The following is a 25,786-nucleotide window of genomic DNA, read 5'->3' as shown; positions in this document are numbered from 1 at the left end:
GCTCCTTCTTGAAAACCACCGCTCAGGCGGCTTTGAGTGCATCTACGCCTGGAAGGGGTTTGCCTTCCATCCATTCCAAAAATGCGCCGCCAGCCGTCGATATGTAGCTCAGCTGATTGCCAACGCCTGCGTGGTTCATGGCAGAAACCGTGTCGCCACCACCTGCTACAGAGATTAGTTTGCCAGCTTCTGTCAGCTTTCCGGCATGTTGGGCGGTTGCCACAGTGGCTGAGTCAAACGGCTCCATTTCAAACGCACCGAGCGGGCCATTCCACACAAGGGTTTTTGTTTGATCCAGCTTGGTGCTGATCAGGGCTATTGTCTTTGGCCCGACATCCAGCATCATGGCGTCGGCCGGAACATCATCGACCGAGACGTTTTCGTTCTCGGCATGTGCCTTGAATTCGCGGGCGATGACTGCATCAACCGGCAGAATGATTTCACATTGGTTTTCTGCTGCCGTGTCCATGATGTGGCGGGCGGTGTCGGCCAGATCATGTTCGCACAGTGATTTGCCGACATCCTTGCCCATGGCGGCCAAAAATGTGTTGGCCATGCCGCCGCCGATCACCAGCATATCAACCTTGGTCATCAGGTTTTGTAAAAGGTCCAGCTTGCTGGAGACCTTGGCGCCGCCGACAATGGCCATGACCGGCGCTACAGGATTGCCAAGACCAGCGGAGAGAGCTTCCAGTTCCGCCTGCATGGTGCGGCCGGCATAGGCTGGCAGCAAATGGGCCAGTCCTTCGGTGGACACATGGGCGCGGTGCGCGGCTGAGAAAGCATCATTGACATAAACATCGCCAAGTTTTGCCATGTCGCGGGCAAGCTCCGGGTCGTTTTTCTCTTCACCCGGGTGAAACCGGGTATTTTCCAGAAGAATGATATCGCCTGGCATCAGGCCAGCTATCGCCTGTTCCGCTGTTGTGCCAACACAGTCTGCGGCAAAAGCAATTGGTTTTCCAACTGCGTGGGTGAGTGCGGGAACGACCTGTTTCAGGGACATGTCGGGCACGATCTGGCCGTTGGGGCGTCCGAAATGGGCCAGCAGAACTGTCTTTGCGCCCTTGTCCGACAATTCGCGGATGGTGGGTAGAATGCGGTCGATACGGGTGGTGTCTGTCACTTTTCCGTCGGCCATTGGTACGTTCAGATCGACCCGAACAAGGCAGGTTTTGCCAGATGGGTCCAGATCATCAAACGTTTTGAATTCAGACATTTGGGGGTCCTTAAAACATGGAACTGCCGGAATCGGCAATGTAGTCGCGTTCTTCTTGTGTGGAGGCGCGTCCGAGGGCTTCGTTGCGTTTGGGAAAACGTCCGAAGCGCTGAATAATTTCGCGGTGGCCTTCGGCAAATTTCAAATCATCTTCATCCAGCGGGGTGAAAACCCGAACGGATTCGTGCTGGATGACCAGACTTTCAGAATGCATGTAGGGCATGTAGAGAAATGACCGCTGCACTTCGCTCAATTGCAGGTCATCGCCGCTTGCAACGGCCTCCTGCGCCAGTGCAAGTGCCAGACGATCGCTGGCAAAGGCCCTTGCTTCTCCGCGGAATAATTGGCGTGTGAATTGATCCAGAATGATGATCTCAGCCAAACGGCCTTGTGGTGATTTGCGCCAGCCGAACAGCTCACTTGCTTCCGCCTGTGGCACAAGATCACCGAAGCGGGCTTTCACCGCGTCGTCAAACTCGGCTTTTCCGCCAAACCAATCATCTTGGGTGTGTTCTTCAAACCAGAAGGTCAAAATATTTTCGGGCGACATGACTGCTCTCCATTAAAGGCTAAGGTGTGGAGGTACCAAGAAAAAGGGCTGCCGAAGCAACCCTTTTTAATCAGTTCAGTTTGCCCATTGCAACGGCTGTGTCGCTCATTCGATTGGAGAAACCCCATTCATTATCGTACCAGGTCAAAATCCGGCACATGGTGCCGTCCATGACTTTGGTCTGATCCATATGGAATACAGATGAATGGCTGTCATGGTTGAAGTCCGAGGAAACCAGTGGCTCGTCTGTATAGCCCAGAATGCCTTTCAGCTCTCCGTCTGCGGCAGCGCGGATGGCGTCGTTGATTTCCTCAACGCTGGTTGCGCGTGAGGCGTTGAAGGTCAGATCTACAACCGAGACATTCGGTGTTGGCACGCGAATCGCAACACCATCCAGCTTGCCGTTCAATTCCGGCAATACCAGGCCAACTGCCTTGGCAGCGCCAGTTGATGTCGGGATCATGGACAGGGCTGCTGCGCGGCCCCGGTACAGATCCTTGTGCATGGTGTCCAGAGTTGGCTGATCACCGGTATAAGAGTGGATCGTTGTCATGAAGCCCTTGTCGATGCCGATTGCATTGTTCAGCACATAAACCACGGGTGACAGGCAGTTGGTTGTACAAGACGCGTTAGAGACGATCTTGTCATCTGCAGAAAGGCTCGCATCATTGACGCCATAGACGATGGTTTTCACATCGGAGCCGCCAGGTGCGGAAATCAGCACCTTCTTGGAGCCGTTTTCCAAGTGGAAACCAGCCTTTTCCCGATTGGTGAAAATGCCGGTGCATTCCAAAGCGACATCGACGTCGCCCCATGGCAGTTCTTTCGGATCGCGAATTGCTGTGACCTTGATTGGCCCCTGACCAACGTCAATGGTGTCGCCATCGACCGTTACGGTGCCGGGGAATCTGCCATGAACGGAATCATAGCGCATCAGATGCGCATTGGTTTCAACTGGACCCAGATCATTAATGCCGATGACCTGAATGTCGGTCCGGCCAGATTCGATGATGGCACGCAGAACATTACGGCCAATACGTCCAAAACCATTAATGGCAACTTTTACAGTCATTCCTATTTTCCTTTCCCGAACGGGAGATCTATCAGTTCTTCAATTTAATGTCAGGCGTAGAGCCCTATTTGGCCAGCTTTTTGGTCGCCAGCTCTACGACGGCCTCGGCTGTAATTCCAAAATGTTCGTATAATTCCTTGTAAGGTCCCGATGCACCAAAGCCGGTCATGCCGACAAAATCTCCATTGTCTCCGGTAAAGCGGCGCCAGCCCATTTCTATAGCTGCTTCGATGGCAATCTTTACCTTCGAGTTGCCAATGGTGGCTGCTTTATATTCCGCACTCTGGGCTTCAAACAGCTCAAAACATGGCACCGAAACAACACGTGTGGTGTGACCGGCCTGAGTGAGCATTTCGCTGGCCTCAATGGCGATCTCGACTTCGGAGCCAGATGCAAACAGGGTGACGTCTGCAGTCTCGCCTTCAGAAATGACAACCTCGTAAGCGCCGCGTGCGCACAGGTTTTCGGTGTCAAATTCATGACGGGCTGGCTTCAGGTTCTGGCGGGTCAGTGCCATTGCACTTGGTGCGGTCTCGTTTTCCAGAGCCAGTTGCCAGCATTCTGCAGTTTCCACTGCATCACAGGGGCGGAAAACGTTGAGGTTTGGAATGGCGCGCAAAGCAGCCAGATGCTCAACGGGCTGATGGGTTGGACCATCTTCGCCAAGGCCAATGGAATCATGCGTGAGCACGTGAATAACGCGGATGCCCATCAGGGCTGCCAGACGGATGGATGGCCGGCAGTAATCGGAGAAAATCAGAAAGCCGCCGGAATAAGGAATGAGGCCGCCATGCAGGGCCATGCCATTCATAGCGGCTGCCATGCCATGCTCGCGAATGCCATAATGGACAAAGCGTCCGGAAAAATCATCCGCAGACCAGGCGACCATGTCCTTGGTGCGGGTGTTGTTGGACCCTGTCAGATCGGCAGAGCCGCCAATGGTTTCCGGAATTGCGGCGTTGACCACTTCCAATGCAGCTTCGGATGATTTCCGCGTTGCCATTGTCGGTGGTTCGATGGCGAGTTGTTTTTTGTAGTTCAGAATGGCCTGACCAAAACCAGCGGGCAATCTGCCATTGGTGCGGCGCTCAAATTCGGACCGAACGTCAGAATCCAGCTTGGCGAATTGTTTGTTCCATTCCTTGTGCGCCTGCGAGGACCGCAATCCGGCAATGCGCCATGCATCCAGAACGTCGCTTGGAATGTCGAAAGGCTCATGATCCCAGCCGAGGTTTTTGCGTGCGCCGGCAATCTCTTCAGGGCCTAGTGGTGAGCCGTGAGCCGCTGATTTGCCGGCTTTGTTTGGTGCGCCGTAGCCGATGATTGTCTTGCAGGCAATCAGCGTGGGCTTGTCACTGCTCTGGGCCGCTTCAATGGCTTCCGCGATGGCTTCTTCGTCGTGGCCATCAACTGAAATCGTGTTCCAGTTTGCCGCTTCAAAGCGTTTGATCTGGTCGCCGGATTCCGACAGGGTCAACGGGCCGTCAATTGAAATGCCATTATTGTCGAACAGCACGATCAGCTTGTTGAGGCCAAGATGGCCCGCCAGTGAAATGGCTTCATGACTGATGCCTTCCATCAAATCACCATCGGATGCCACGACATAAGTGTGGTGATCGACGATGCCCGAGCCAAATTCATCGGCCATCTTCTTTTCTGCCATGGCCATGCCAACTGCTGTGGCAAGGCCCTGACCCAGTGGGCCGGTGGTGGTTTCAATACCTGTCGCATGGCCGTATTCCGGGTGACCAGCAGTCTTTGATCCCATTTGGCGGAAATTCTTGATTTCCTCCAGAGTCATGTCTTCGTAACCCAGCAGATAGAGCAGCGAATATAACAGCATGGATCCATGGCCGGCAGACAGAACAAACCGGTCACGGTCTGCCCATTTTGAATCAACAGGATCAAATTTCATGAATTTGGTGAACAGAACCGTGGCGATATCTGCAACGCCCATTGGCAGGCCCGGATGGCCTGAATTTGCCGCTTGAACAGCGTCCATGGAAAGGGCGCGAATGGCATTGGCCATGCTGTTATGTTTTTCACTGTTTGTCATAGAGAGTGTCTCTTTAATCCCGGTTGGGTGATGTGTTGGTCAGGGCCAAAAGGCGCGTCATGGTCCCCGCAGACCGACGATTTGATCCTGTTGTTGGTTTGCGCAGACACATAGCATCTGGCACCCGTGAGTCAATCGGGCAGCTGCCAGTGCTGCAGGCTGGTGTAAGGGGCAGGATCGCCGATGATGGAAAAAATGTCTGATACGCCTTACAGCGTCCTATAATGAAATTTGACCAAGCCATTGTCATAAAAGGACTTGTGCGAATCCGCGCAAAGAGGCAAACTTCGCATATTAGACGCCTGCACAGGATCGGCAGGGTGGCGAGTTGCTTCGGCGAAGGGTGCTGAATGTGGCTTTGCCGCATAATTGCCTGCTTCTGAGTATGAATGTTTATGAAACCGCACTTTAGTGAGTCTTCAAGCCTCGGGAAATGAAGGCTTGATTGATGACTTTGGTCAAAACCAGCCGAAGCCCCGAGTTGAATACCCAATCGGTCTTCTGGCGCAACACATTAGCATCCGATGGCCCAAAGACCTTTTTCAGGAACTTTTGCGAGAAATCCAAAGCCGGCTGCGCAAAACGCTGCCCAGAACGCTGCCGAGAGCAATTTGGACGTGCAGAAGGCAGCCCCAAATGAAGCTGCCGTGCCAAAAGACGCTGCTCTGCAATCTGATGTCAGCGCTTCGCTGGAGCGGCTGGGAAACTCTGTGCAGCATTTGCGCGCGGCAGTAGAATATCGCCTGAAACTGGATGAAAATCAGGGCGAATTGCGCTCTGAATTCAATCGGATGAATGATGAACGAAAACGTCTTGCGGCGCGGCTTGATCAGGCAGAAGGCCGGGGACAGGCCATGCAGCAGGTCAATCAGGATGTATCGCGGAGGCTGGCTGCCGCTATGGAGACTATCCGCACGGTTCTGGAAAATCAGGCGCAGTAGACTGCGGGGAGAAGAGCGGGCGGATTATGGCGCAAATTACAGTCAACATTAATGGCCGCAGCTACCGCATGGCCTGCGAGGATGGTCAGGAAGCGCATCTGCAGGCTCTGGCAGAGCAGTTTGATGCTTTGGTCAAGCAATTGCGCTCCTCCTTCGGCGAAATCGGTGATCAGCGTTTGACCGTTATGGCCGGTGTGATGGGGCAGGACGAAGTGTTTGAGCTGCGCAACAAGGTGTCTGTTTTGGAGACCGAACTTGAAGGGCTGCGTGGGACCCGTGATCAGGTGATGGAGCGGGTCCAGCAAAGCGAAGCACAGCTTGTCACGCAGATGGATGAAGCTGCCCGGCTGATCAATGAAATGGCTGAGCGCCTTGAGGGCCTTTAAGGTTTAAATTTGACAGACCGATTTCATGTCTAACGTTCCCGCCCTTTTTAATCATGCACTGCTCGCTGCGCGGCGCAGTCGTGCCCTGGCGCAGCCAGATGCTTTTGCAGATGCGGGGTTTCTCAGACAGTCAGCGCTTTCTGATTTGACGGAACGGCTGGATGCTGTGAACCGCAGCTTTGTACATGCCTTGGATGTGGATGCACCGGATCGCGCGTTGGCTGAGGCCCTGTTGGCCACAGGCAAAGTGGAGACCGTTTCCGTTGGGACAGGCTTTGCGGGTGCGGATATAGATCGCCCTCGGGATGAAACGGGCCTGCTTCTTGGTGACAGAAATGATGATGGTGGTCAGTATGATCTCGTCACGTCTGTTCTGTCGCTGCAATTTGCCAATGATCTACCCGGCGTGCTGATCCAGTTTCGCCGTGCTCTTAAACCGGATGGGCTGTTTTTGGGAGCGGTATTTGGCGGTGATACGCTGTTTGAATTGCGTGAGGTTTTACTGGAAGCTGAAAGCGAGATTCTCGGCGGCGCGGCGCCCCGGGTTCTTCCTTTTGGCGAGGTTCGGGACATGGGTGCGCTGCTGCAGCGGGCGGGCTTTGGCCTGCCGGTTGCTGATATTGACACGCTGGTCGTGCGTTATGGCAATCCTTTGCGCCTGTTGTCGGATTTACGAGCCATGGGTGCGACTAATATTCTGAAATCGGGTGCATCACGGCCTTTGCGGCGCGATGTGCTGTTGCGTGCCATGGCGCTTTACAAAGAGCGATTTTCTGAAGCTGACGGGAAGGTGCCAGCGACGTTTCAGATTGTCTCGCTGTCAGGTTGGGCACCCCACGAAAGCCAGCAAAAACCTTTGCAGCCGGGATCAGCAAAAACCCGGTTGGCGGACGCTTTGGGCGTCGCGGAGACGCCGGCCGGTGAAAAAACCGGGCAGTAGCGACCCACTTAAGGTGCGATGTAGACGCTCTCATACGGATTTTTGAGTTTGGACCCGAGAAAATCCATCACTTTGCGCAGGCGCTTGTTGTGCCGCACTTCGGAATGACAGGCAATCCAGAGCTCAAGATTGGGCAGAGCAATATCTGGCAATACCTGATCCACATCTTTCCACTGATCTGCCAGGCCCTGATGGGTGACACCGATTCCGACGCCTGACCGAATTGCTTCAATATGGGTCAGGATGTTGTCGCAACGCAGCGCAAAATCCTCAGGTGTGAAGACTGCACCCACCGTCCGGCTGGCATCGATCAGAGAGGTTTCCCGATCAAACCCGATGAGCCGGTGCGCATGAAGTTCACTCAGGGTTTTTGGGACACCATATTTGGACAGGTAATTGTGATGAGCGTAAAGGCCTAAGGGCAACTCGGCAATCTTACGTGCAACCAAGTCATTTTGCTTTGGGCGAAACATGCGTATTGCCACATCTGCGTCACGTTGGGTGAGGTTTGTTGCTGAGTTATCGACCACAAGTTCGATTTCAATACCCGGATTGTTGTCCAAAAATTCCGGCAACATACGAGGCAGGATCAACACGCCAAAGACTTCATTGGCTGATATCCGGACAACTCCGCTGATGTCTTCATCCAGTCCCGATGCATGACGTGCAAACCCGGTTGCGGCGCTGCCCATCTGTTTGGCGGACTCAATGAGATCAGCGCCCTTTGGGGTTAGCTGCATCCCTTCACGACCGCGGATGAACAGCGACACATTCAGCGCATCTTCCAGAAGATCAATATGCCGCCCAATTGTAGGTTGGGTTAGCTGTAGCGCCCGCGCTGCGGCTGACAGACTGCCGGTCTGGGCCACGGATTGGAAGGTTCTAATGAGATCCCAGGATATTCGCATGATCTAATCATACATTTTTGTATATTAAATATCAATAATTAGTCAGTTTATATAAAAATATCTGGCTTTAAATTCGGGTGATCAAAACATGGCGCGCATTGGTACCAATAGTCCGCCGAACCCAAAAGGAAGTCCCAATGTCATTTACCTCTACATCCGTCAGCGTCGTCGCGGCAATTTTGATCGCCGCCTACAGTATCGGGCAGTTCACGTCCAAATCCATTGCAACTGAAATTGAAATCGCGGCTCCTGCCAGCGCCATTTGGGCCGAATTGGCGAACACGGCTGATTATGCTGATTGGAATCCCTTTTTGAAATATCTGTCGGGTGATCTGCGTGTCGGCAGCACACTCGCCGTTACCATTCAGTCCATAGGCAATTCAACGATGGATTTTACACCCACTGTGCTGGTCAGTGACGAGGCGCAGGAACTCCGCTGGATCGGCCATTTGGGGTTCAAAGGTATTTTTGACGGAGAGCACTCTTTTGTGCTGGAGGAGACACCCATGGGTACGACCATATTCCGTCAAAACGAGACGTTTAGCGGGATGCTGGCCTTTATCTTGTTTGCATTGATTGGCAACGATACGGAAAGTGGTTTCAAGGCCATGAACGAAGCGCTGAAGGCCCGTGTCGAAGAAAAGGCATGATGTCGAAATCACTGACGAGAATCTGCGCGGCTCCGGGTGATAGTGTTAGGGTCCGCAAAGGATTTGCAATGCCAGTTATAACCGGGCTGCGCTCCAGGAATGGGCAGCGGTTTAATCAGCCGAGCAGATCAACCAGATGCGGTATGAGTGGAATGTCCGCTTCCGGCATGTCGTAGTTCTTCAGATCACGTGCGCGCACCCATTTCAGCGCCTGGTTCTCGCGTCCGCTGCCAGACCCAAACCCGGGCGGGCATTCGTATCGGCGACAAATATACAGCGGCATCAGCAGGTGAAATTTTTCATAAGTGTGGCTTGCGAAGGTCAGGGGGGCCAGGCAGGGAACGGTTGCCGTGACACCCAGTTCTTCCTGCAGTTCGCGGATCAGGCTGATTTCCGGAGTTTCGCCCGGCTCCACTTTGCCGCCGGGGAACTCCCACAGGCCCGCCATGGATTTCCCTTCCGGGCGCTGCGCCAGCAAAATACGATTGTCTGCATCCAGCAAAGCGCAAGCAGCGACGAGCAAAATCTTTTTGTCTGTCATATGTCTACTGCCCTATGAAACTGCGATAGGCATAGCGGTAGCGTTCGGTAAAACCAAGAGCCTGATAGAGCTGTCGTGCAGGTCTGTTATCAGCTTCCACCTGAAGCCAAGCGGTGCTTGCGCCCTGATCAGCGCCCCAGGCGAGCGCTGCATGACTGAGCGCGCGGCCAAGGCCGGTGCGACGGGCAGGTTTTGCAACTGCCAGACCGAAGAGGCCAACCAGCTTTGCCTGAACCACGGCAACCGCCACACCAAGACATTGGTCAGGTGAGGCGATCTGGAAGAAATGAACCGGCTTTTCTATCGCCTTCAAAGTGCTTGTGATTGCGCTGCCATCAATGTCCTGGTTCATGGTCAGCGCTTTATAATTGGCAATCCATTCCGGCACCGGCGCATCAAATCTTTCGAAGGCACCGTGATTGAATTCGGACTGAAGGGGCGCCGTCATCACAAGGCTTTCAGAATAGGGTCTGGACCAATCATTTGTGCTGCAGGCTTTGATCAGGTCCTGGGGCGTGAGCGGCGTGGTCCGCAACGTTGGTTTCACACCTGCTGTCTTGAAATGTGCAATGGCTGAAGCAAGACGCTGTTCCGCATTCTTCCCATCGGTTTGATCGAGACAATTGATCGAGTTGGTGCGCTTATAGGGAAGCGATGGAGCAAGGCGGATATGCCAAGCGCCATCATCAATCACCTCAGCCGCCGGCCAGGAGGCAAAGCCTGCCTGTTCAAGCGCTGCTATGGACGGGTTAACTCCGGTAGTCGCCATTGATCGCCACATAGTCTTTGGTAAGATCGCAGGTCCATACAGTCGCGCTGCCGGAACCAAGTCCCAGATCAATCCGGATGGGAATTTCATCGCGTTGCATGACGGCACTTGCAGCTTCTTCCGAATAGCCGTCAAAACGCGTGCCGCTTTCAGCCACTCTGACATCACCAAAATAGATTGATAACAGATCCCGGTCTGCCGGTTCGCCTGCCTTGCCGACGGCCATGACGATGCGGCCCCAATTGGCATCTTCCCCGGCTATTGCTGTTTTGACGAGCGGAGAATTGGCAACGGAGAAGGCGACTTTTCGGGCCGAAGCTTCGCTTTCAGCGCCCGTGACCGTGATTTCCACGAGCTTGTGTGCCCCTTCACCATCACGCACCACCTGCAGCGCAAGATCCTTCATGAGCGCAGCAAGCGCTGCTTCAAATCCGGACGTGTCAGCGGGCTTGATCAAGGCTCTGTCTCCGGGCAGGGAGATCAGAAGAACGGTGTCGCTGGTGGATGTGTCGCTGTCCACAGTGATGGAGTTGAAGGTGCGGTCGATGGTGCCCGACAAAGCAGCCTGCAGGATGGAAGCTGGTAAAGGCGCGTCGGTGAAGAGGAAGGACAGCATGGTCGCCATATCAGGCTGGATCATGCCGGAGCCTTTGGCCATGCCGTTAATGGTATAGCGCGTGCCCTCCAGCTCAAATGTCTGGCTTGCCAGTTTTGGAAATGTATCGGTCGTCATGATGGTGCGGGCAGCCGCTTCCCAGGCTTCCGAAGTCGCTGCACCATTGGTGGCCAGCGTGTCCATGATGGCGGCATATTTCTGCGCAGGCAGCGGCTCGCCAATCACACCGGTAGAGGCAAGAAAAACCTCTTCAGGTGCACAGCCGATGGCGTCTGCTGTCAGTTTTGCAGATGTTTCCACCGCTTCCCGACCTTCGCGTCCGGTAAAGGCATTTGCGTTGCCGGAATTGACCAGGAGCGCTCGGGCAGTGCCTGTTCCAAGATGTGTTTTACACCATTCAACAGGGGCCGACGCACAGCGTGAGCGGGTGAAGACGCCAGCAATCTGCGCGGCTCTTTCAAACTGAACCAGCAGAACATCATGACGCCCACGATATTTGATACCAGCTTCAGCTGTCGAGATTTTAAGCCCATCTATAATGGGCAATTGCGGCGTGGTTTCAGGGGCCAGTGGCGATAGGGCAATGGGCGACATGGAATTGGCTTTTTGTTGAGTAGAGTGACTGAAGAGAAAGAGCGTATTGTAGAGCCTGACAGGTCAGGGTGAAAGCTTAGGGTCCGCACCCTAAGCTGCGGCTTAATCCACCACGATTTTAACAAGACTTCCAGCACGCAATTGAGCGCCTTCCTGAATGCCGTTCAAAATCAGGAACAAGCTGCTTTTGCGATCCACACCATCCATCCGGGCGGCCATGGATGAGACCGTGTCACCATTACGCACTTTTACGATTTTTAGCGACAGTGGTTTCAGTTTGGCCCGTTCGATACGACCAAGACGTCGGAAACTATCCAGGGTCTTGTCAGCATCGGTCTTCAAATCGGTGGTCGCATCAGCGTTTGCAAACAGGAAGCGATATGTGGCACCGCGCAAGCGAATGACGATAATGCGGAAACGCCAGCCCTTGGCGCGGGCGTCGGCTGTTGCAGCTTCCAGGCCATTGATGGTGCGGCCTTCGATGGATGACGATATGAGACCGCCAATCCAGCCTGATCCCATATAGTCCACCAGCGATTGCTGAGGAGGAATTTCAACGCCATCGAAGCGCATGGCTGTGCCATTCTTGTCAGCTGCCAGAACAGCTTCCGAGGTGTTTTCCAGCGTGTAGCCAACCGGCAATTCAAATGAGAAACCAAATTTTGGGTGCAAATAGGCGCGGCCCCGAACATAGCCCTCGGACGGGTCATCGCCAAACGTCACGCCATCAATGGCCTCAAGATAACTGGCGCGTTCTTCGGCGCGATTGGTTTGCGGCGTGAAGCCACGGGCTGTTTCGATAACTTGAGATATGCGTGCCGGTGTTGCCGGATGCGAAGCCAGGAAATTGGGGCTGTTTGCGTTGCTGGACAGACTGTCAGCCCGGAACCGGCTGAAGCGTCCCATGCTGGTTAGAAAACGCGCAGCAGCATAAGGGTCCAGATCTGCCTTTGCCATCATTTCAACGCCAATGCGATCCGCCGCCAGTTCCTGTCCGCGTGAGAAACTGGCCAGAGAGACCTGGCTGGAGGTGAGGGCAATCTGGCCTTCCTGCTCATCGGCAATGACGTCTGTCACAACCTTGTTGACCAGTTTGGCCTGACGTGCGCGTTGCTGGCGCTGGAAGGCGTGATTTTCGGTCACGTGAGCCATTTCATGGGACAGGACAGCAGCCACTTCCGATGTGTCATTGGCAAGGGCGAGCAACCCTCGGGTGACATAGAGATAGCCGCCGGGCAGGGCAAACGCATTGACCACTGGTGAGTTGAGGACTGTGAGGCGATAATTCTGGTTCGGGGTTGAGGAAACGGCCACCAGCCGTTTCGTCACATCGCCAAGCAGTGATTCGACCTTCTTGTTGCGGTAACGCCCGCCATAGGCGGCAACGACGCGCGGATGTTCGCGTTGGCCGATGGAGGCACCTGCGCCCGGCGCAAGGCCCGACAGGCTGGGAGAACCACCGAATGACACACAGGCGGCGAGCAAAGGAACGCTCAGAAAAACAACAATGAGTGGACGAATAAAGCGCAGCAAAGCTTTCGCTCGCGAACCGGGGTGATTCGCAAGGTTGGATGCCTGCTGGCGGGATTTCAGCCCCATTTGAACAACCGGACCTGTCATAGTGGCAAGTCTGCTTACTCCATGATCACAATTTGTGCTGTGTCAAACACATCAACCAAGGGACCGCCGTTTGACTGGACGATGCCCCGCACTTCGATAGTTCTGTCTTTCAGTCCTTTTAAGGTGAAACCATGTTCACTCAAACGTTTTTCGACATTTGCCGTCAATCTCACCGTAAAATCTTCCGTGTAGTTCCTTCCAAAGTTCAAATAACGCCAGCGTCCGGCGCTGCCCGTGCTTAGCACAAGGCCCCTAATGATTCCGTAATGGCCGACAGCGCGGTCTGCGTCAAAATGACCGGCTGTGCCCAGAAAGAAAGACTGTGTGTCCTTTGGAATAGAGATGGGTGTTGGGTGCAATAAATCCAAATTCCAGATGCCTGTGCCAGATTGCCGGGCGGTTTCCTCAGATGAGCGGAGCGCGCTCGCACAGCTGATCTGGTCCGGATAAATGTAGATAAAGGCGTTTCCCTGTTGCAACAGCTTTTGCTGGAGCCAGACGGGCGGTTGATTGTCCGTTTCTGCCGAAAGCAGGATGTGCGCTGGCGTAAAGCCCGTCCGGTCAGGCCCTTTGGCGGCCGGATAGGGGACAATGGTTTGCCCCACCAGATCGGCAAGGGGATTTGGCGATGCCGCGATTCTGACGCCGGCAAGTTTCAGCTTTCTGCCGTCCTGCAGGGAGAGATCGCCCGTGCTGTCTGCTGCAACAATGGTTCCAGGCTCATTTGGCTTGAGCCCGCATTCTGCAAGATCAGTTCCGGCCGCGTTGGCAGTTGCGGTCAGCCACAAGGCCCATGGCAAAGCTGTTGCCAGACAACGCCAGACATATGCCAAATGACGCGAAACCATGATGAATGCGGGCTGTTTGATGGTTGACCTCGATATGGCAGCAGTCAGTCATGACCCATGTTAATTGTTGGATTAACCTGAAAATATTGAGGAGTCACGCCGGGGCCGCCCAAACTTCCCCACAATTCCGTGATTTGCGCTAACGTAATATCAACCCTATTCTGCAATGGTTGATCAACAGAATTTTTTTGGTGACTATTCTTTTGACCCTGTCTCGATCCGTCTCATTTGTGAAAGCTGCACCCTTGCGTGTTGCGGCAGTGCTGTCTCTTGGTCTTCTCGTGGCTGCCTGCAACCCGAATTTCGACTTTGATGACCGGCATTCCAAGCCGCTCTCAAATGCCACCAAGACACGGCTTGAAAACCTGAAAATGGATGCCACGTCGCCAATGGTGGTGCGCATTTTCAAGGAAGAGGCGGAGCTTGAAGTCTGGAAATGGCGCAAGATTGATCGCAAATATGCGCTGTACAAGAAATACGAAATCTGTGCCTATTCAGGTAAATTGGGACCGAAATTCAAAGAGGGTGACCGTCAGGCGCCTGAAGGATTCTATACAATTGTGCCCGGCCTGATGAACCCCCGGTCGAACTATTATCTGGCATTCAATCTGGGCTTTCCCAATGAATTTGACCGGGCGCACAAGCGGACCGGCACCCATTTGATGGTACATGGGTCATGCTCGTCGCGTGGCTGCTATGCCATGGAAGATGATCAGATTGAGGAAATCTATCAGCTTGGGCGGGAAAGCTTTTCTGCTGGCCAGAAATCATTTCAGGTTCAGGCCTTTCCGTTTCGCATGACAAACGCGAATCTTGCACGCCACAGCGACAGCCCGCACGCAGATTTCTGGCGCATGCTGAAAGATGGATCCGATCATTTTGCAGCAACCAAACAGCCACCCAAGGTGAATGTTTGTGGGAAGCGCTATATCTTCAATGCCGTGCCCGCAGAGGGCGAGAAATTCGTCGCAGACGAGATTTGCCCACCCTATACGGTTCCTGAATCTATCGGCCGGGCGATGGCCAAGCATCGCGGTGAAGCCTATGTGCCACAGACGCCGATTGCGGTCATGCCGACAATGGAATCTGCCATGACGGCACCGGGGGAATCTGCCATGACAGCATCGAGTGCGCCAGTTGCAGTGCTGCAGGCTGAAACTGCAATTGCAGAAACACCTATGCCTCAGCCATTGGAAGCAGAAGCCAAGCCAAAAGGGCTGTTTACAAGACTTCTCCGCCGCTAGAATCAATCTCGGCATTGAAGAAGCGCCATTTGCGATAGATCACGAATGCGCTGGCGCAGAAGCAGATCAAGGCGACGCCGATGCTCAGAAAATCGCGAACGGCTTCTGTCAATGTCGTCAACTGGCTCGCCATCAGATAGCCCAGCATGGTGTATGTGATGGTCCAGAGCGCTGTGCCGATCAGGGCTGTGGTGGAGAATTTGAGCCATCTCATTTTGCTGGCACCACAAATGTAGGTCACATATGGGCCAACGGGGCTCAGGATTGTGTGGCTCAGGAATATGGCCGTCGTTCCCTTTTGCTCCAGAAGCAGTTCGCCACGCTCCACCAGACCACGAAACCTTCCAATTGATCTCAGCCTGTCGAGTATGGATGGGCCGACAATGCGCGCCGCATTGAGAGCCAATTGATCGCCCAGAGCGAATGCTGTGAAGGTCACCAGAAGCACATTCAAAATATCCAGATCACCGGCAGCGGCAAACCCTCCTGATGTCAGCACAAGGACAGATGAGGGTAGCGGAATGCCCAGGCAGGCAATGGCGACGCAAGCGAAGACAATCCACAGGCCATAGTCGGGAATGAGGCCAAGAAAATAATCAGTCATTTGTCTGCTCACGATATTCCTGTGCGGCATCGCGAACCATCGCCGTCAAATCTTCCAGTGAGACGTCCAGCCTTTCGGCCACAAAGCCCATGCGCCGCGGGCCTTCAAACGCCTCTGTAAATCCGAAGATTTCACGTACCGTTTCCCGAGGTAAATCATAGGACAGCGCTACATATCGAGGGGTCATCCAGGGCTTTAGGGCCTCGTTCTGATGTCTTGGATCATTGAAGTAGATGAGTTCTGCTGTGAAGCTGCCGACAAAATAGATCAGAGCCAAAAAGGATGCCGCGCAGAAGCCGACCGTCAGTTTGTTCCGCAGAATAAATGTGCGCAGTTTGGGTGTCAGCACAATTCCATGACCTGTTAGGGGGCATTTCGCCCAGAATGTTGCGTGTCTGCCCTCAGGTCAACTGCTCTTGATGATCCACTGCTTGAATATTGGGTCTGTGCTCGCACATGGTGTCAGCTTCAGATCGCGTGACATGAACGGCCCTGCGCTGCGGCTGGTGTCTGCAACCGAAACACACTGGGTTTCCTCGCCAACCAGGGTGAATTGCATTGTCTCAGCGGCGTAGGCGAATTGCTGGCTGGCCTCGTTTTCCAGACAATCCTTTAGTCCAAAGGGTACAGCTTCGTTTTCCGGTTCACTCAATGTCATGCATTTGCCTGCGAATTCCACGGATTGGATCTGGCCGGTTTCACCGTCAAAGGAAAACTGCACATCACCACCTTGCGGTTTGCAGGAATGGGCCTGAAGCTGCTCGGAGAACCCACGTCCCAACGTGTCGATACACCAGCCCAGCGCATCCACCTCGTCCAGATTATCAGCAAGATGGATAAATGGCGCGGGCGTCTGCAACGCAGGCGCTTCAGCCTTCGCCGTGCTGCTAAGGGCAATCGATGTCAGGACACACAGACAGGCAGAGCGGGGTTTCATGTTTGCAAGCATGGCTGACTTCCTATTGGTTTCTGGTAAAAATTTCACCGTGTAAATGCCGTTTTCTGCTCCAAAGCATCTTCCAGAACTGTGTTCATTTGACGCCAGACCGTGTGCACCCGCTCAACCACCGCCGTTCCCATGCGGTGCAACGCTTAGGGTATGCGCGCCTGTCGTGGCCAGCCGCCAAGGGCCTGATTGCTATGGCAAATCCGTTTGAGGCGACCGATTTGCTGACCGCCTCAGTTTCAGGGCCTCACCAGACCCGACATATCTACGTCCGCCTGTTCTGACAGGTTTTCAAGACTGTCATAGAGCAATTGCAATGCATAATGCGGATTGTGGGTGTAGATCGCCTTGTCCTTGGCGATGATTTGATAATTGTAGGCCGCCCTTAAAAGACGCGGTGTCCAGGTTTGATAACGGTTGGGATATATGGCTTCTTCGCCCGATGCCGCACCGTCGCCGTCACTGTCTGTGAAAAAGTAGGGGAATGATCCGGAATGATAGACAATGTCCGTTCCGGCCACGTCCGCTGCGTATTTTCGGATCGCCACGTCAAGCCGTTCGTGCAGGGAGGCAATCGGATTTGCGATGCCTTCTGTGGTATCTCCATCTCCATCAAAATCGATGGGTGACATTCTGATGTCGCTGAATTCCGAGATGTTCTGATGGCAGCTGGCGCAGCTTTCCTGTGCCACTTCCAGGGTGTGCGGATTGTGGCAGTCTGTGCATGTTGCAAGATTGGGAACATGGGTAAACTTGCCCTTGTAGGTCTTGCCCTCATATTGGTAGCCACCCCGCGCTTCGCCGCCCATGAGGCTTGCTGCAGCTGCAGCGTAATGGATGTTGATGAAGCCAAGTTCGGCTGAAACTGCATCATCCTCAATGCCAAGCGTTGCGGTATTGACGCTGTCACTGGATGCCCGACCCTGGTGGCATACGGCGCAAACGGCACCACTGCCCAGCATATCGACAGCAACGCCCGAGGGAAACGGAACAGATGCCAGAGTTTCGGCACTGCTTTGATGACAGACAACACATCCAATAGTGGTGCCAAGAGGCACAGGATGTTCAATGACACCTGGCGTGCTCATGGGGCCGTTCAGATAATCCTCTGCACCAGTGCTGGAGTGGCATGTGGCACATGATCCGGGAATCTCGCCGTCTTCATTCCAATGGGTGAACGCTTCAGATGATCTGTCGGCATGCGGTGATGCGCGCCACGCCTCGACAATGTCCGCAATCGGAGAGCGGCCCGCATCCTGCGCATTGGCGGATGTCATGGGCACAAGCGTGTTCAAGGGCATAATAAGTGACATCAGGAAAACAAAACCGATGACCGTACAAACGGCCTTCAACAACCTATTCATGAACTGCGCTCCGCTGTTTTTTGAAGATCAACTCCGAAAAAATATCACAAGCGGATAGGCAATCATTGATGGGGATCAAAGAGTTCCATCCCTTCCTGATAGATGATCCGGAAACAGAGTTTACGTTTCAAAGTCCCTTGTTTTCCCGGTGAAGGATCGCTGATGATGGGTCACACCAAAATCAAACGTGGGTTGCAGTTCTCCAAAGAGGGTGCACCCGTGGAAAATCTTGTGCACGAAGAATGCAGTGTCAACACAGCGGCTTTGTTGGGTGCCGACTGCCCGGGGCTTCGTCCAGCCCTGACCGTTGCTCCAGGGGACTGGGTCACGGTTGGACAGATTGTTTTCACGGACCGTAAAAATCCGGTCGTTGCATTTGCAGCGCCATTATCCGGGCGCGTTGCCTCGATTGGTTATGGGCCACGGCGCACATTGTCTGCTTTTGTCATAGAAGCAGAGGCGCGCGCGCCGGACGAGGCTGCGGATGATCATTCTGATACCGCGTCGATTGACGATGCCAGCAATGAGGGCGTACGCGAGACATTATTGAAGCGCGGCTTCTGGCCTGCCTTTCAAACACGTCCATTTGGCGGTATTCCAGCGCCGGATGCGCGGCCAGCCGCAATCTTTGTCAACGCGACACAAATATCTCCCCGGGCGCCGGCCCCCTGGGTTGTTCTGGAACACCGGAAAGCTGAATTTCAGCTGGGCGTCGAGCTGCTGACCCGTCTGACGGACGGGCCGGTCTATGTCTGTCAGGCGCCGGAAGATTCGCTTTGTGTGTTTTCAGATCGTGTGAAAGGCGCATTCTTCAGTGGAACCCAAGCAGCGGGATTGTCTGGAACACATATTGATCGGCTGCACCCGGCCAGTCTTGACCATCAGGTCTGGTCAATCGGATATCAGGATGTTGCGGCCATCGGTCATCTGTTTCAAACCGGTCAGTATCTGCCGGATCGGTTGATTTCGATCTCGGGACCGCGTGCAGTAAAGCCGAAGCTTGTCAGAACCTGCCTTGGCGGCAATATACGCGATATCTGCAGCGGCGAATTTGCACCCCAAAGTGGTCGCCCCACAGCGCGAGTCCTGTCCGGTGACGCGCTGACGGGCCGCGAAGCTGACTATATCGGCCGGTATCATCAGCAGATTACAATCATGGACAAGCCTGCAGACAAAAGCGTTTGGCGCTGGTTGTCAGGGCCATCTGCCGCACAAGGTGTCATTGTTCCGACAAGCGCTTTGGAACAGGCTCTGGCCATTGATGTTTTGCCTGTTCCGCTTATGCGCGCCTTGAGCGTTGGTGATAGCGAAGCTGCCGAACGTCTGGGGTGTCTTGCCCTGGTCGAAGAAGATGTCGCGGCCCTTTCTGAATTGTGTAGCAGCGGCGCTGATTATGGCGCGCTTCTAAGGCACGTCCTCGATGATCTGGCGAGGGACCGTGTATGATCCTGCGCCCCGGACTTATCCCGAAGCTGAGCGTTGGCGGGATCAGTATCCTCCAGACTGCGGCTCTTGTGCTGCCGCTCGCTGTGGTGGTTTTTGAAAGAGGCAACGCGCAGGCACAGTTGCTAGCGGTTGCGCTGCTGACAGCTATTTTCTGGGACCTGATTTTTGCCATCCTTCGCAAAAGACCGTTCTATTTTCATGGCATGTCAATTGCCTTGATTGTTGCGGTTCTGGTTCCACCCACTTTGCCATTGTGGCAATTGGCCCTGACCCTGTCTCTTGGATGTGTCATCGGTGAACACGTCTTTGGAGGGCGCGGCTTCGGGTTTTTAAGTCCGGCAGCCATATGCCTGTCCCTGCTGCTGCTGTCGTTTCCGCAAGTTCAACTGGAACCGATGTCACTGAAGGTGGCACTGGCCACAGTGCCGGGGGCTTTGCTTTTGTTGATGTCCGGTCTGGTTTCGTGGCGCGTCATGCTTGGCGCGTTTGTAGTGATTGTTGGCTTGGCACTTTCTTCAAATCTGGACGTGGATGTGTTTTCGCTTGGTATTGCGACGCTGTTTGGATTGGTGTTCCTGACCGGTGATCCAGTTTCAGCGGCATCTACAAATCCGGGACGCTGGATTTATGGTCTTCTGGCAGGCTTTCTGATTTCCATCTTCAGTCAGGACAGCACTGTCATCACATCTGCGGGCATTGTCTTTGGGTCACTGACGGCTAGCGTGTTTGCGCCTTTGATCGATCATCTGATCGTCCTTGCAAAGGCCAAAAGCAGGTTGGCGCGCAGTACAAGACGCAGGAGGCGAGGCCTTGCTTAACCCCATTGAAGTGTGGCGCGGATTTCTGGCGCGAGACAATGATGACCGCGTCAAGGTTTACGGTGTTGCGGTATTGGTTGCCCTTGTGTGTGCCATTGTGATTTCCACCGCCTCTGTAACCCTGCGACCGATGCAGGAAGCGCATCTGGAGGCGGAGCGGCAGGCGCGGATGGATGCTATGCTGGACAGATTGCCAAGCATGCGCGCCATCATGCAGGAAGCCGGTGTTGATGCCTTGGAAACGCGCCTTGTGGATCTGGAAAGTGGCGCATTTGTTTCCGACATTAATCCTGACAGCTACGACGCTCAGGCCGCTCTTAATGACCCGGAGCAAAGTGTTGCCATTCCGGCTGAGGCTGATGTTGCGGGTCTTCAAAGACGTGCGCTTTATGCGCCGGTTTATCTTCTGGAAAGTGATGGCGAGTTGCTGCTTGTTGTTCTGCCGGTCAGTGGTGTGGGTTATCAATCCACTTTGCGGGCCATGCTGGCACTTGAAGCTGATCTGAATACGGTTGCGGCGCTGACGATTATCGAGCAGGGCGACACCCCTGGCCTTGGTGCCCGCATTGAAGATGCCGCCTGGCAGGCCCAATGGCAGGGTAAGCAGATTGCTGATGACAGCGGCGAGATTGTTATTTCAGTTGTCCGCGGGCAGGCCACCGGGCCCTTTGAGGTGGACGGGATTTCCGGCGCATCACGCACCGGAAACGGGGTGGCGAATATGGTGCGATATTGGTTGGGAGACCACGGATTTGGCCCCTTTCTGAACCGTCTGCAGCAGGAAGGACTTTGATATGGCCGCCTTGATGAAACACATCTCAACGCCGCTCATTAACAACAATCCAATCACCTTGCAGATTCTGGGGATCTGTTCGGCGCTGGCTGTCACGACGTCGCTGATCACCGCTTTGACGATGGCGATGGCCTTGACGATTGTGTTGTGCGTGGCATCGGGTCTGATCAGCCTGATCCGAAATCATATTCCAACGGTGATCCGCCTGATTGTTCAGATCACAATCATTGCGTCGCTGGTGATCGTGATTGATGAAATTTTGCGGGCCTATGCGTTCCAGATCAGCCGTCAGCTTTCCATTTTTGTCGGATTGATTGTGACCAATTGTCTTGTGCTGGGTCGTGCGGAAGCCTTTGCCATGCGTAACCCGGTTATGCCTTCCATACTGGATGGTCTGGGTAACGGGCTGGGTTACAGTCTGATCCTGATTATTGTTGGCTCTATCCGGGAATTGCTGGGTGCGGGAACGCTGCTCAACTACGCTGTGTTGACGCCGGTTTCCGAAGGGGGGTGGTTTGAACCGCTGGGTCTGATGCAACTGGCCCCAAGCGCCTTTTTCATTATTGGCCTTTTGGTCTGGCTGATACGGAGCGTTTGGACAGAGCAAAAGGAAGTCGCAAAGTTTGAACTCAGAACGCGGAGCGTGCGCCCATGACCGAGCTTCTGATTGCGTCGATATTTCAGGAAAATCTGGCGCTGTCCTTTTTCCTGGGCATCTGCACGTTTCTGGCCGTGTCAGAGCGTATCGAAACAGCCTTCGGGTTGGGCATTGCCGTCATTGTGGTTCAAACCATCACGGTTCCCGTGAATAATCTGATTTACAACGGGTTGTTGATCGAAGGGGCATGGGCCTTTATTGGCCTGCCGGATATTGATCTGACTTTTCTCAAATTTGTTGCCTTTATCGGCCTGATCGCGGCGATGGTGCAAATTCTGGAAATGTTGCTGGATCGATTTGCGCCTGCTCTCTACCGCGCCCTTGGTATTTTCCTGCCATTGCTGACCGTGAACTGCGCCATTCTGGGTGGCAGCCTGTTTATGGTTGAGCGGCAATACAGTTTTACAGACTCCGTCATTTATGGCTTTGGCAGCGGTGCAGGCTGGGCCTTGGCCATTGTCACATTCGCCGCCATTCGCGAGCGGTTGAAATACAGTGATATGCCAGCAGGCCTGCGGGGCCTTGGCAACGCCTTTCTCATCACCGGTCTTCTCTCGCTCGGATTTTCCGCTTTTGCAGGGGCTGGTCTATGAATGAAATCCTGTTTGGCAGCTTGCTCTTATCCGTCATCGTGCTGGCGCTGGCCATCATTGTTGTGTTGGCACGCTCGGCATTAATGCCGGTCCGTGCTGCCGTGCTGATGGTGAATGATCAAACCGAGCTTCAGACAAAAACCGGCCAGAAGCTGCTGTACAGTCTGCTTGAGAATGATATTCTGGTGCCCTCGGCTTGCGCCGGTGCCGGGACGTGTGGCCTGTGCCGGATCAAGGTCGAGGAAGGCGCGCCTGATACCACACCCATTGAAGCCGGGCTATTCACAAAAGCCGAATTGCATGATGGGATGCATCTGGCCTGTCAGGTTATGGTGCGTGGCGATATCAAGGTGCATGTGCCGGCAGACATTTTGTCTGTTGAGGCATTCTCCTGTCGCGTGATCTCCTCGCGTTCGCTCACCCCATTGATCCGTGAAGTGGTGCTGCAATTGCCGGCGAGCACAGAATTGGAGCTGGTTGCCGGTGCCTTTGTGCAGATTACCGCTCCGCCCTTCACGCTGGCTTATGCTGATTTGAAAGTGCCGGATGCGCATGAAGAGGTATGGAAATCCATGCGGGATTTGCGTGTTGACAGTGACGCTGCTGTCACGCGCGCCTATTCGGTTTCTGATCGCCCGGAAGATCTGGCTGCAGGACGACTCGTGCTGAATGTACGGCTGGCATTGCCGCCGCCCTCAGCCCCTGATGCGCCCCCTGGAATTGTGTCGTCCTGGCTGTTTGGCCTGGAAGAAGGTGCAGAGGTATCCGCATCCGGTCCGTTTGGCACGTTCCGGGCGCAGGATACAGAGCGCGAAATGGTGTTTATTGGCGGCGGGGTTGGTATGGCGCCCTTGCGTGCCATCATTCACGAGCAGCTTGAGCGTGTTGGCACTGGCCGGGCAATGAGCTTCTGGTATGGCGCTAGAAACGAAGCTGAGCTGTTTTACCGGCGAGAGCTGGATGCTCTGGCGGCGAAACATGCCAATTTCAACTGGACAGTCGCCCTGTCCGATCCTGCCCCGTCTGACAATTGGTCCGGGAGCGAGGGATTTGTGCATTCGGTTGTGTTCAAACAGCATCTGCAAAACCACCCGACCCCGGAAGACTGCGAGTATTATCTGTGCGGACCGCCGCTCATGATCCGCGCTGTCATGACCATGCTGGATGATCTCGGTGTGGACAGGGATCATATCTTCAACGATGATTTTGGAGTTTAGGCGATGCAGATTTCACGACGTGACATGATGCTTGGACTGGCTGCTACGGGTATTGTTCTGGCAGGTCCTGCATGGGCCGGGAGCCACATTTCCAGGGGATGGGCATTTGGCAGTTTCTGGCGGCTGGTCACGGCTGACGCCCAAATGGCGCGGGTGGCTAAATCCGTGGTGGATGCGGTTGTTGATGACGTCACACACAGCATGTCGCCTTACGAACCGACATCGGAACTTTCCCGTTTCAACACCGCAAGCACAAGTGATTGGCTGTCCATGTCGGGGCCGAGTTGCACGGTTGTGGCAGAAGCGCTGCGCATTGCAACAATTTCAAAAGGAGCGTTTGACCCGACGGTTGGCCCTTTGGTGGCACGGTTCGGTTTTGGCCCGATCCAGGGGGCTGTCGGACGGTATGACGATATCGATGTTGCGCCAAGCACCATTCGCAAACGGGTGCCGGGACTGACGCTGGATTTGTGCGGAATTGCCAAAGGCTATGCGCTGGACCGGGTTGTTGCTGGCCTGTCTCAAGCAGGTATTGAAGACGCCCTGATCGAGATTGGCGGTGAAGTGCGCGCGTTGGGGATGCACCCAAATGGGCGTGCGTGGAAAATCGGCATAGCGGATCCGCTGTCAAATGGTGCAGGTGTGCAGCGCGTTGTGAAGCCGGGAATTCTGGCGCTTGCCACATCCGGTCACGCAGTGAATGGCGTTCGTGCGCCGGTCAATATCAGCCATATCATCAATCCGCAGTCCGGGCGGCCTGCCCAAATGACGCTTGCTTCTGTTTCTGTTCTGGCAGCGTCCGGCATGGAAGCGGATGCGCTTGCTACGGCCCTTTGCGCACATGGTGCCAGGGCAGGGATTGATCTGGCTGAACGTCTTGGAATTTCGGCTCTGTTTGTAACGGATGGATCGGAAGCACCTTTGGAAGTTATGACCGGCGGGTTTGATACCCATGTTGAGGTCTGAGGAGTTTGTTATGGAAACACTTGTCTTTGCTTTCGTAATTTTGCTGGTGTCGATGGGCGGCCTTGCTCTTGGCGCAATGGCCGGTCGCAAACCGATCAAAGGATCCTGTGGCGGTCTGGCCTGTGTGAAAGGTATTGATTGTGGCGCCTGCCGCGCAAAACGCACATTGGAGGAGCCGCAATGAGTTCTGTCTCGCTTGTTGCCGATTACATGTCTCGTGATCTGATCACCCTGTCGCCAGACATGGAGATCAACCATGCCATGAATATTCTGCTGGAAAAGCACATTTCCGGTGCGCCGGTTGTTGATGCAAGCGGCAGGCTTTTGGGTGTGCTGTCTAAGAAAGACTGTCTGGCAGCGGCGCTGGCCGCGAGTTACTACAGGGACTGGGGCAAGCCTGTGAGCGCCTATATGTCGACAGATGTCCAGACGCTTGATGCTGGCATGGATATTGTGGCCGCGACCAGTGTTTTTCTGGACAGTTCCTTCCGACGGTTTCCCGTTATGGAAAATGGTCAGCTTGTGGGGCAGATCAGCCGGGCAGATGCGTTGCGCGCCATGAGTGACAATTGGGGATGACAGCGCGCAACGGATTTTAGAGCGGCGGGCTTCCCCCTATTGAGCGACATAGCCACCATCAATTGGAATGTTCGCACCTGTTACGAAAGCGGCCCGATCGGAGCACAGCCAGACGATCAGTTCAGCCACTTCTTCTGGCGTTCCAATGCGCCCAAGGGGATGAAGCGGTGCCATCATCTGTTGGCTGGTTTGCTGGCCGTCGCTGGTCTGTTCTGCAAGAGAATCCAGCATGCGTGTGTCAATACCGCCCGGGCAGATGGAGTTTACCCGAATCCCATCCTTGCCATATTCAAGGGCCGCATTTTTCGTCAGACCATTCACAGCATGTTTTGATGCGGTATAGGGAGCAATGCCTGGAAACCCGATGAGACCCGCAATCGATGCTAGATTGACAATGGCACCGCCACCGGATGTCAGCATTTCCCGGATTTCGGCCCGAAGGCATAAAAACATGCCACGGGCATTTACGTTCATGACGGCGTCGTAATTCTCGATGGTCTGTTCGGCGAAGGGGGCAATTTTCCCCTCAATGCCGGCATTATTGCAAACACAGTCAAGGGACTCATACTCCTCGACCACACCCTCGATCAGGGCTTTGACGTCTTCAGGCTTGCTGCAGTCCGCCTGAATGAAAATTGCTTTACCGCCATCTGCGTGAATAAGCCGAACAGTTTCTATCCCGCCTGTGCTGTCTATATCCGAGACAACAACTTTGGCACCTTCGGCGCTGAATTTACGCGCTGTCGCACGTCCGATACCGGCTCCGGCGCCCGTGACCAGTGCCGTTTTACCAGATACAATACCCATATCACGCTCCTTTATTTCTATGATAAAGTAACGATATCGTT

Annotated in this window: 29 protein-coding genes; 14 read left to right on the top strand and 15 right to left on the bottom strand. The window is 54.4% G+C overall.

Annotated features, from left to right (window positions below; translation table 11 throughout):
* Positions 1–22: 22 nt before the first annotated feature.
* The 4 genes from pgk to tkt form a co-directional block, all read right to left on the bottom strand.
* Entirely contained in the window at positions 23–1,219 is a 1,197-nt protein-coding gene (pgk, locus tag RAL91_RS00245; protein ID WP_306258971.1) for a phosphoglycerate kinase, read from the bottom strand.
* 10 nt (positions 1,220–1,229) lie between these two features.
* Complete coding sequence (locus RAL91_RS00240; RefSeq protein ID WP_306258970.1) at positions 1,230–1,769, bottom strand: DUF924 family protein; 540 nt, start codon at positions 1,767–1,769, stop codon at positions 1,230–1,232.
* 70 nt (positions 1,770–1,839) lie between these two features.
* The gene (gene gap, locus RAL91_RS00235; protein ID WP_306258969.1) at positions 1,840–2,841 is read right to left on the bottom strand and encodes a type I glyceraldehyde-3-phosphate dehydrogenase; all 1,002 of its coding nucleotides are present in this window, start codon (positions 2,839–2,841) and stop codon (positions 1,840–1,842) included.
* Positions 2,842–2,905: 64 nt separating this feature from the next.
* Positions 2,906–4,897 carry a transketolase gene (gene tkt / locus RAL91_RS00230; protein WP_306258968.1) on the bottom strand — a complete coding sequence of 664 codons (1,992 nt, stop codon included), beginning with the start codon at positions 4,895–4,897 and terminating at the stop codon, positions 2,906–2,908.
* A 617-nt stretch (positions 4,898–5,514) separates the two neighbouring features.
* On the opposite strand from tkt, the gene RAL91_RS00225 reads away from it, so the two are divergent.
* From RAL91_RS00225 to RAL91_RS00215, 3 genes are read left to right on the top strand one after another with little or no spacing between them, the layout of a single operon-like run.
* Positions 5,515–5,838: a DUF4164 domain-containing protein gene (locus tag RAL91_RS00225; RefSeq protein ID WP_306258967.1), complete on the top strand. Its 324-nt coding sequence runs from the start codon at positions 5,515–5,517 to the stop codon at positions 5,836–5,838.
* 26 nt (positions 5,839–5,864) lie between these two features.
* Positions 5,865–6,224 carry a cell division protein ZapA gene (locus RAL91_RS00220; RefSeq protein ID WP_306258966.1) on the top strand — a complete coding sequence of 120 codons (360 nt, stop codon included), beginning with the start codon at positions 5,865–5,867 and terminating at the stop codon, positions 6,222–6,224.
* A gap of 25 nt (positions 6,225–6,249) precedes the next feature.
* Complete coding sequence (locus RAL91_RS00215; protein ID WP_306258965.1) at positions 6,250–7,164, top strand: SAM-dependent methyltransferase; 915 nt, start codon at positions 6,250–6,252, stop codon at positions 7,162–7,164.
* Positions 7,165–7,172: 8 nt separating this feature from the next.
* On the opposite strand, the gene RAL91_RS00210 is transcribed toward RAL91_RS00215, so the two are convergent.
* Positions 7,173–8,072 (bottom strand): LysR family transcriptional regulator, encoded by a 900-nt coding sequence (locus RAL91_RS00210; protein ID WP_306258964.1) that lies wholly within the window; start codon positions 8,070–8,072, stop codon positions 7,173–7,175.
* Between the two features lie 137 nt (positions 8,073–8,209).
* On the opposite strand from RAL91_RS00210, the gene RAL91_RS00205 reads away from it, so the two are divergent.
* Positions 8,210–8,722: an SRPBCC domain-containing protein gene (locus RAL91_RS00205; protein ID WP_306258963.1), complete on the top strand. Its 513-nt coding sequence runs from the start codon at positions 8,210–8,212 to the stop codon at positions 8,720–8,722.
* Between the two features lie 115 nt (positions 8,723–8,837).
* Here RAL91_RS00205 and RAL91_RS00200 read toward each other — a convergent pair whose 3' ends face one another.
* The 5 genes from RAL91_RS00200 to RAL91_RS00180 all read right to left on the bottom strand — a co-directional run bounded on the left by RAL91_RS00200 (position 8,838) and on the right by RAL91_RS00180 (position 13,710).
* On the bottom strand, positions 8,838–9,263 hold the full coding sequence (locus tag RAL91_RS00200) for a (deoxy)nucleoside triphosphate pyrophosphohydrolase (RefSeq protein ID WP_306258962.1): 426 nt from the start codon (positions 9,261–9,263) through the stop codon (positions 8,838–8,840).
* Positions 9,264–9,267: 4 nt separating this feature from the next.
* Positions 9,268–10,032, bottom strand: coding sequence for an N-acetyltransferase (locus RAL91_RS00195; RefSeq protein ID WP_306258961.1), 765 nt, complete (start codon positions 10,030–10,032; stop codon positions 9,268–9,270).
* The gene (gene argJ / locus RAL91_RS00190) at positions 10,013–11,242 is read right to left on the bottom strand and encodes a bifunctional glutamate N-acetyltransferase/amino-acid acetyltransferase ArgJ (protein ID WP_306258960.1); all 1,230 of its coding nucleotides are present in this window, start codon (positions 11,240–11,242) and stop codon (positions 10,013–10,015) included. Before argJ ends, RAL91_RS00195 begins: the two co-directional genes overlap by 20 nt.
* 102 nt (positions 11,243–11,344) lie before the next feature.
* Positions 11,345–12,862: a M48 family metalloprotease gene (locus tag RAL91_RS00185; RefSeq protein WP_306258959.1), complete on the bottom strand. Its 1,518-nt coding sequence runs from the start codon at positions 12,860–12,862 to the stop codon at positions 11,345–11,347.
* Positions 12,863–12,876: 14 nt separating this feature from the next.
* A complete protein-coding gene (locus RAL91_RS00180) occupies positions 12,877–13,710 on the bottom strand; it encodes a hypothetical protein (protein WP_306258958.1) in 834 nt (277 codons plus the stop codon).
* Between the two features lie 191 nt (positions 13,711–13,901).
* On the opposite strand from RAL91_RS00180, the gene RAL91_RS00175 reads away from it, so the two are divergent.
* Positions 13,902–14,954 (top strand): murein L,D-transpeptidase family protein, encoded by a 1,053-nt coding sequence (locus RAL91_RS00175; RefSeq protein ID WP_306258957.1) that lies wholly within the window; start codon positions 13,902–13,904, stop codon positions 14,952–14,954.
* On the opposite strand, the gene RAL91_RS00170 is transcribed toward RAL91_RS00175, so the two are convergent.
* The 4 genes from RAL91_RS00170 to RAL91_RS00155 all read right to left on the bottom strand — a co-directional run bounded on the left by RAL91_RS00170 (position 14,932) and on the right by RAL91_RS00155 (position 17,868).
* Positions 14,932–15,558 carry a DedA family protein gene (locus RAL91_RS00170; protein ID WP_306258956.1) on the bottom strand — a complete coding sequence of 209 codons (627 nt, stop codon included), beginning with the start codon at positions 15,556–15,558 and terminating at the stop codon, positions 14,932–14,934. The two genes, RAL91_RS00175 and RAL91_RS00170, sit on opposite strands and share 23 nt — an antisense overlap.
* Positions 15,551–15,907 carry a hypothetical protein gene (locus RAL91_RS00165; RefSeq protein ID WP_306258955.1) on the bottom strand — a complete coding sequence of 119 codons (357 nt, stop codon included), beginning with the start codon at positions 15,905–15,907 and terminating at the stop codon, positions 15,551–15,553. The genes RAL91_RS00170 and RAL91_RS00165 overlap by 8 nt, the downstream gene beginning before the upstream one ends.
* 57 nt (positions 15,908–15,964) lie before the next feature.
* The gene (locus RAL91_RS00160; RefSeq protein WP_306258954.1) at positions 15,965–16,507 is read right to left on the bottom strand and encodes a ricin-type beta-trefoil lectin domain protein; all 543 of its coding nucleotides are present in this window, start codon (positions 16,505–16,507) and stop codon (positions 15,965–15,967) included.
* Positions 16,508–16,743: 236 nt separating this feature from the next.
* The gene (locus tag RAL91_RS00155) at positions 16,744–17,868 is read right to left on the bottom strand and encodes a polyheme membrane-associated cytochrome C (protein WP_306258953.1); all 1,125 of its coding nucleotides are present in this window, start codon (positions 17,866–17,868) and stop codon (positions 16,744–16,746) included.
* Positions 17,869–18,030: 162 nt separating this feature from the next.
* On the opposite strand from RAL91_RS00155, the gene RAL91_RS00150 reads away from it, so the two are divergent.
* From RAL91_RS00150 to RAL91_RS00110, 9 genes are read left to right on the top strand one after another with little or no spacing between them, the layout of a single operon-like run.
* Positions 18,031–19,314, top strand: coding sequence for a hypothetical protein (locus tag RAL91_RS00150; RefSeq protein WP_306258952.1), 1,284 nt, complete (start codon positions 18,031–18,033; stop codon positions 19,312–19,314).
* The gene (locus RAL91_RS00145; RefSeq protein WP_306258951.1) at positions 19,311–20,132 is read left to right on the top strand and encodes an RnfABCDGE type electron transport complex subunit D; all 822 of its coding nucleotides are present in this window, start codon (positions 19,311–19,313) and stop codon (positions 20,130–20,132) included. Before RAL91_RS00150 ends, RAL91_RS00145 begins: the two co-directional genes overlap by 4 nt.
* The gene (nqrC, locus tag RAL91_RS00140; protein WP_306258950.1) at positions 20,125–20,925 is read left to right on the top strand and encodes an NADH:ubiquinone reductase (Na(+)-transporting) subunit C; all 801 of its coding nucleotides are present in this window, start codon (positions 20,125–20,127) and stop codon (positions 20,923–20,925) included. The genes RAL91_RS00145 and nqrC overlap by 8 nt, the downstream gene beginning before the upstream one ends.
* A 1-nt stretch (position 20,926) precedes the next feature.
* Entirely contained in the window at positions 20,927–21,580 is a 654-nt protein-coding gene (locus RAL91_RS00135; RefSeq protein WP_306258949.1) for an NADH:ubiquinone reductase (Na(+)-transporting) subunit D, read from the top strand.
* Positions 21,577–22,176: an NADH:ubiquinone reductase (Na(+)-transporting) subunit E gene (gene nqrE / locus RAL91_RS00130; protein WP_306258948.1), complete on the top strand. Its 600-nt coding sequence runs from the start codon at positions 21,577–21,579 to the stop codon at positions 22,174–22,176. Before RAL91_RS00135 ends, nqrE begins: the two co-directional genes overlap by 4 nt.
* Positions 22,173–23,393, top strand: coding sequence for an NADH:ubiquinone reductase (Na(+)-transporting) subunit F (nqrF, locus tag RAL91_RS00125; RefSeq protein WP_306258947.1), 1,221 nt, complete (start codon positions 22,173–22,175; stop codon positions 23,391–23,393). Before nqrE ends, nqrF begins: the two co-directional genes overlap by 4 nt.
* A 3-nt stretch (positions 23,394–23,396) precedes the next feature.
* Positions 23,397–24,359: an FAD:protein FMN transferase gene (locus RAL91_RS00120; protein WP_306258946.1), complete on the top strand. Its 963-nt coding sequence runs from the start codon at positions 23,397–23,399 to the stop codon at positions 24,357–24,359.
* Positions 24,360–24,369: 10 nt separating this feature from the next.
* Positions 24,370–24,543, top strand: coding sequence for a (Na+)-NQR maturation NqrM (gene nqrM / locus RAL91_RS00115; RefSeq protein WP_306258945.1), 174 nt, complete (start codon positions 24,370–24,372; stop codon positions 24,541–24,543).
* Positions 24,540–24,938, top strand: a complete 399-nt coding sequence (locus RAL91_RS00110) for a CBS domain-containing protein (protein WP_306258944.1) — start codon at positions 24,540–24,542, stop codon at positions 24,936–24,938. Before nqrM ends, RAL91_RS00110 begins: the two co-directional genes overlap by 4 nt.
* A 36-nt stretch (positions 24,939–24,974) precedes the next feature.
* Here the strand turns inward: RAL91_RS00110 and RAL91_RS00105 are convergent, their stop codons facing one another.
* Positions 24,975–25,745, bottom strand: a complete 771-nt coding sequence (locus RAL91_RS00105) for a glucose 1-dehydrogenase (protein WP_306258943.1) — start codon at positions 25,743–25,745, stop codon at positions 24,975–24,977.
* Between the last annotated feature and the right edge of the window lie 41 nt (positions 25,746–25,786).

This window comes from Pararhizobium sp. IMCC21322, from assembly GCF_030758295.1.
GTDB lineage: Bacteria > Pseudomonadota > Alphaproteobacteria > Rhizobiales.
This window is presented reverse-complemented; position numbering and strand designations above follow the sequence as displayed.

Bases quoted from the DNA above. Each gene is read 5' to 3' on its own strand.
- nqrF (WP_306258947.1), top strand. From the start codon at position 22,173: ATGAATGAAATCCTGTTTGGCAGCTTGCTCTTATCCGTCATCGTGCTG.
- nqrM (WP_306258945.1), top strand. From the start codon at position 24,370: ATGGAAACACTTGTCTTTGCTTTCGTAATTTTGCTGGTGTCGATGGGC.
- RAL91_RS00215 (WP_306258965.1), top strand. From the start codon at position 6,250: ATGTCTAACGTTCCCGCCCTTTTTAATCATGCACTGCTCGCTGCGCGG.
- RAL91_RS00195 (WP_306258961.1), bottom strand. From the start codon at position 10,032: ATGGCGACTACCGGAGTTAACCCGTCCATAGCAGCGCTTGAACAGGCA.
- RAL91_RS00135 (WP_306258949.1), top strand. From the start codon at position 20,927: ATGGCCGCCTTGATGAAACACATCTCAACGCCGCTCATTAACAACAAT.
- RAL91_RS00200 (WP_306258962.1), bottom strand. From the start codon at position 9,263: ATGACAGACAAAAAGATTTTGCTCGTCGCTGCTTGCGCTTTGCTGGAT.
- RAL91_RS00145 (WP_306258951.1), top strand. From the start codon at position 19,311: ATGATCCTGCGCCCCGGACTTATCCCGAAGCTGAGCGTTGGCGGGATC.
- argJ (WP_306258960.1), bottom strand. From the start codon at position 11,242: ATGTCGCCCATTGCCCTATCGCCACTGGCCCCTGAAACCACGCCGCAA.
- RAL91_RS00170 (WP_306258956.1), bottom strand. From the start codon at position 15,558: ATGACTGATTATTTTCTTGGCCTCATTCCCGACTATGGCCTGTGGATT.
- RAL91_RS00155 (WP_306258953.1), bottom strand. From the start codon at position 17,868: ATGAATAGGTTGTTGAAGGCCGTTTGTACGGTCATCGGTTTTGTTTTC.
- RAL91_RS00185 (WP_306258959.1), bottom strand. From the start codon at position 12,862: ATGACAGGTCCGGTTGTTCAAATGGGGCTGAAATCCCGCCAGCAGGCA.
- nqrE (WP_306258948.1), top strand. From the start codon at position 21,577: ATGACCGAGCTTCTGATTGCGTCGATATTTCAGGAAAATCTGGCGCTG.
- RAL91_RS00180 (WP_306258958.1), bottom strand. From the start codon at position 13,710: ATGGTTTCGCGTCATTTGGCATATGTCTGGCGTTGTCTGGCAACAGCT.
- RAL91_RS00105 (WP_306258943.1), bottom strand. From the start codon at position 25,745: ATGGGTATTGTATCTGGTAAAACGGCACTGGTCACGGGCGCCGGAGCC.
- RAL91_RS00160 (WP_306258954.1), bottom strand. From the start codon at position 16,507: ATGCTTGCAAACATGAAACCCCGCTCTGCCTGTCTGTGTGTCCTGACA.
- RAL91_RS00150 (WP_306258952.1), top strand. From the start codon at position 18,031: ATGATGGGTCACACCAAAATCAAACGTGGGTTGCAGTTCTCCAAAGAG.
- gap (WP_306258969.1), bottom strand. From the start codon at position 2,841: ATGACTGTAAAAGTTGCCATTAATGGTTTTGGACGTATTGGCCGTAAT.
- RAL91_RS00205 (WP_306258963.1), top strand. From the start codon at position 8,210: ATGTCATTTACCTCTACATCCGTCAGCGTCGTCGCGGCAATTTTGATC.
- RAL91_RS00240 (WP_306258970.1), bottom strand. From the start codon at position 1,769: ATGTCGCCCGAAAATATTTTGACCTTCTGGTTTGAAGAACACACCCAA.
- RAL91_RS00110 (WP_306258944.1), top strand. From the start codon at position 24,540: ATGAGTTCTGTCTCGCTTGTTGCCGATTACATGTCTCGTGATCTGATC.
- RAL91_RS00220 (WP_306258966.1), top strand. From the start codon at position 5,865: ATGGCGCAAATTACAGTCAACATTAATGGCCGCAGCTACCGCATGGCC.
- pgk (WP_306258971.1), bottom strand. From the start codon at position 1,219: ATGTCTGAATTCAAAACGTTTGATGATCTGGACCCATCTGGCAAAACC.
- RAL91_RS00120 (WP_306258946.1), top strand. From the start codon at position 23,397: ATGCAGATTTCACGACGTGACATGATGCTTGGACTGGCTGCTACGGGT.
- RAL91_RS00210 (WP_306258964.1), bottom strand. From the start codon at position 8,072: ATGCGAATATCCTGGGATCTCATTAGAACCTTCCAATCCGTGGCCCAG.
- tkt (WP_306258968.1), bottom strand. From the start codon at position 4,897: ATGACAAACAGTGAAAAACATAACAGCATGGCCAATGCCATTCGCGCC.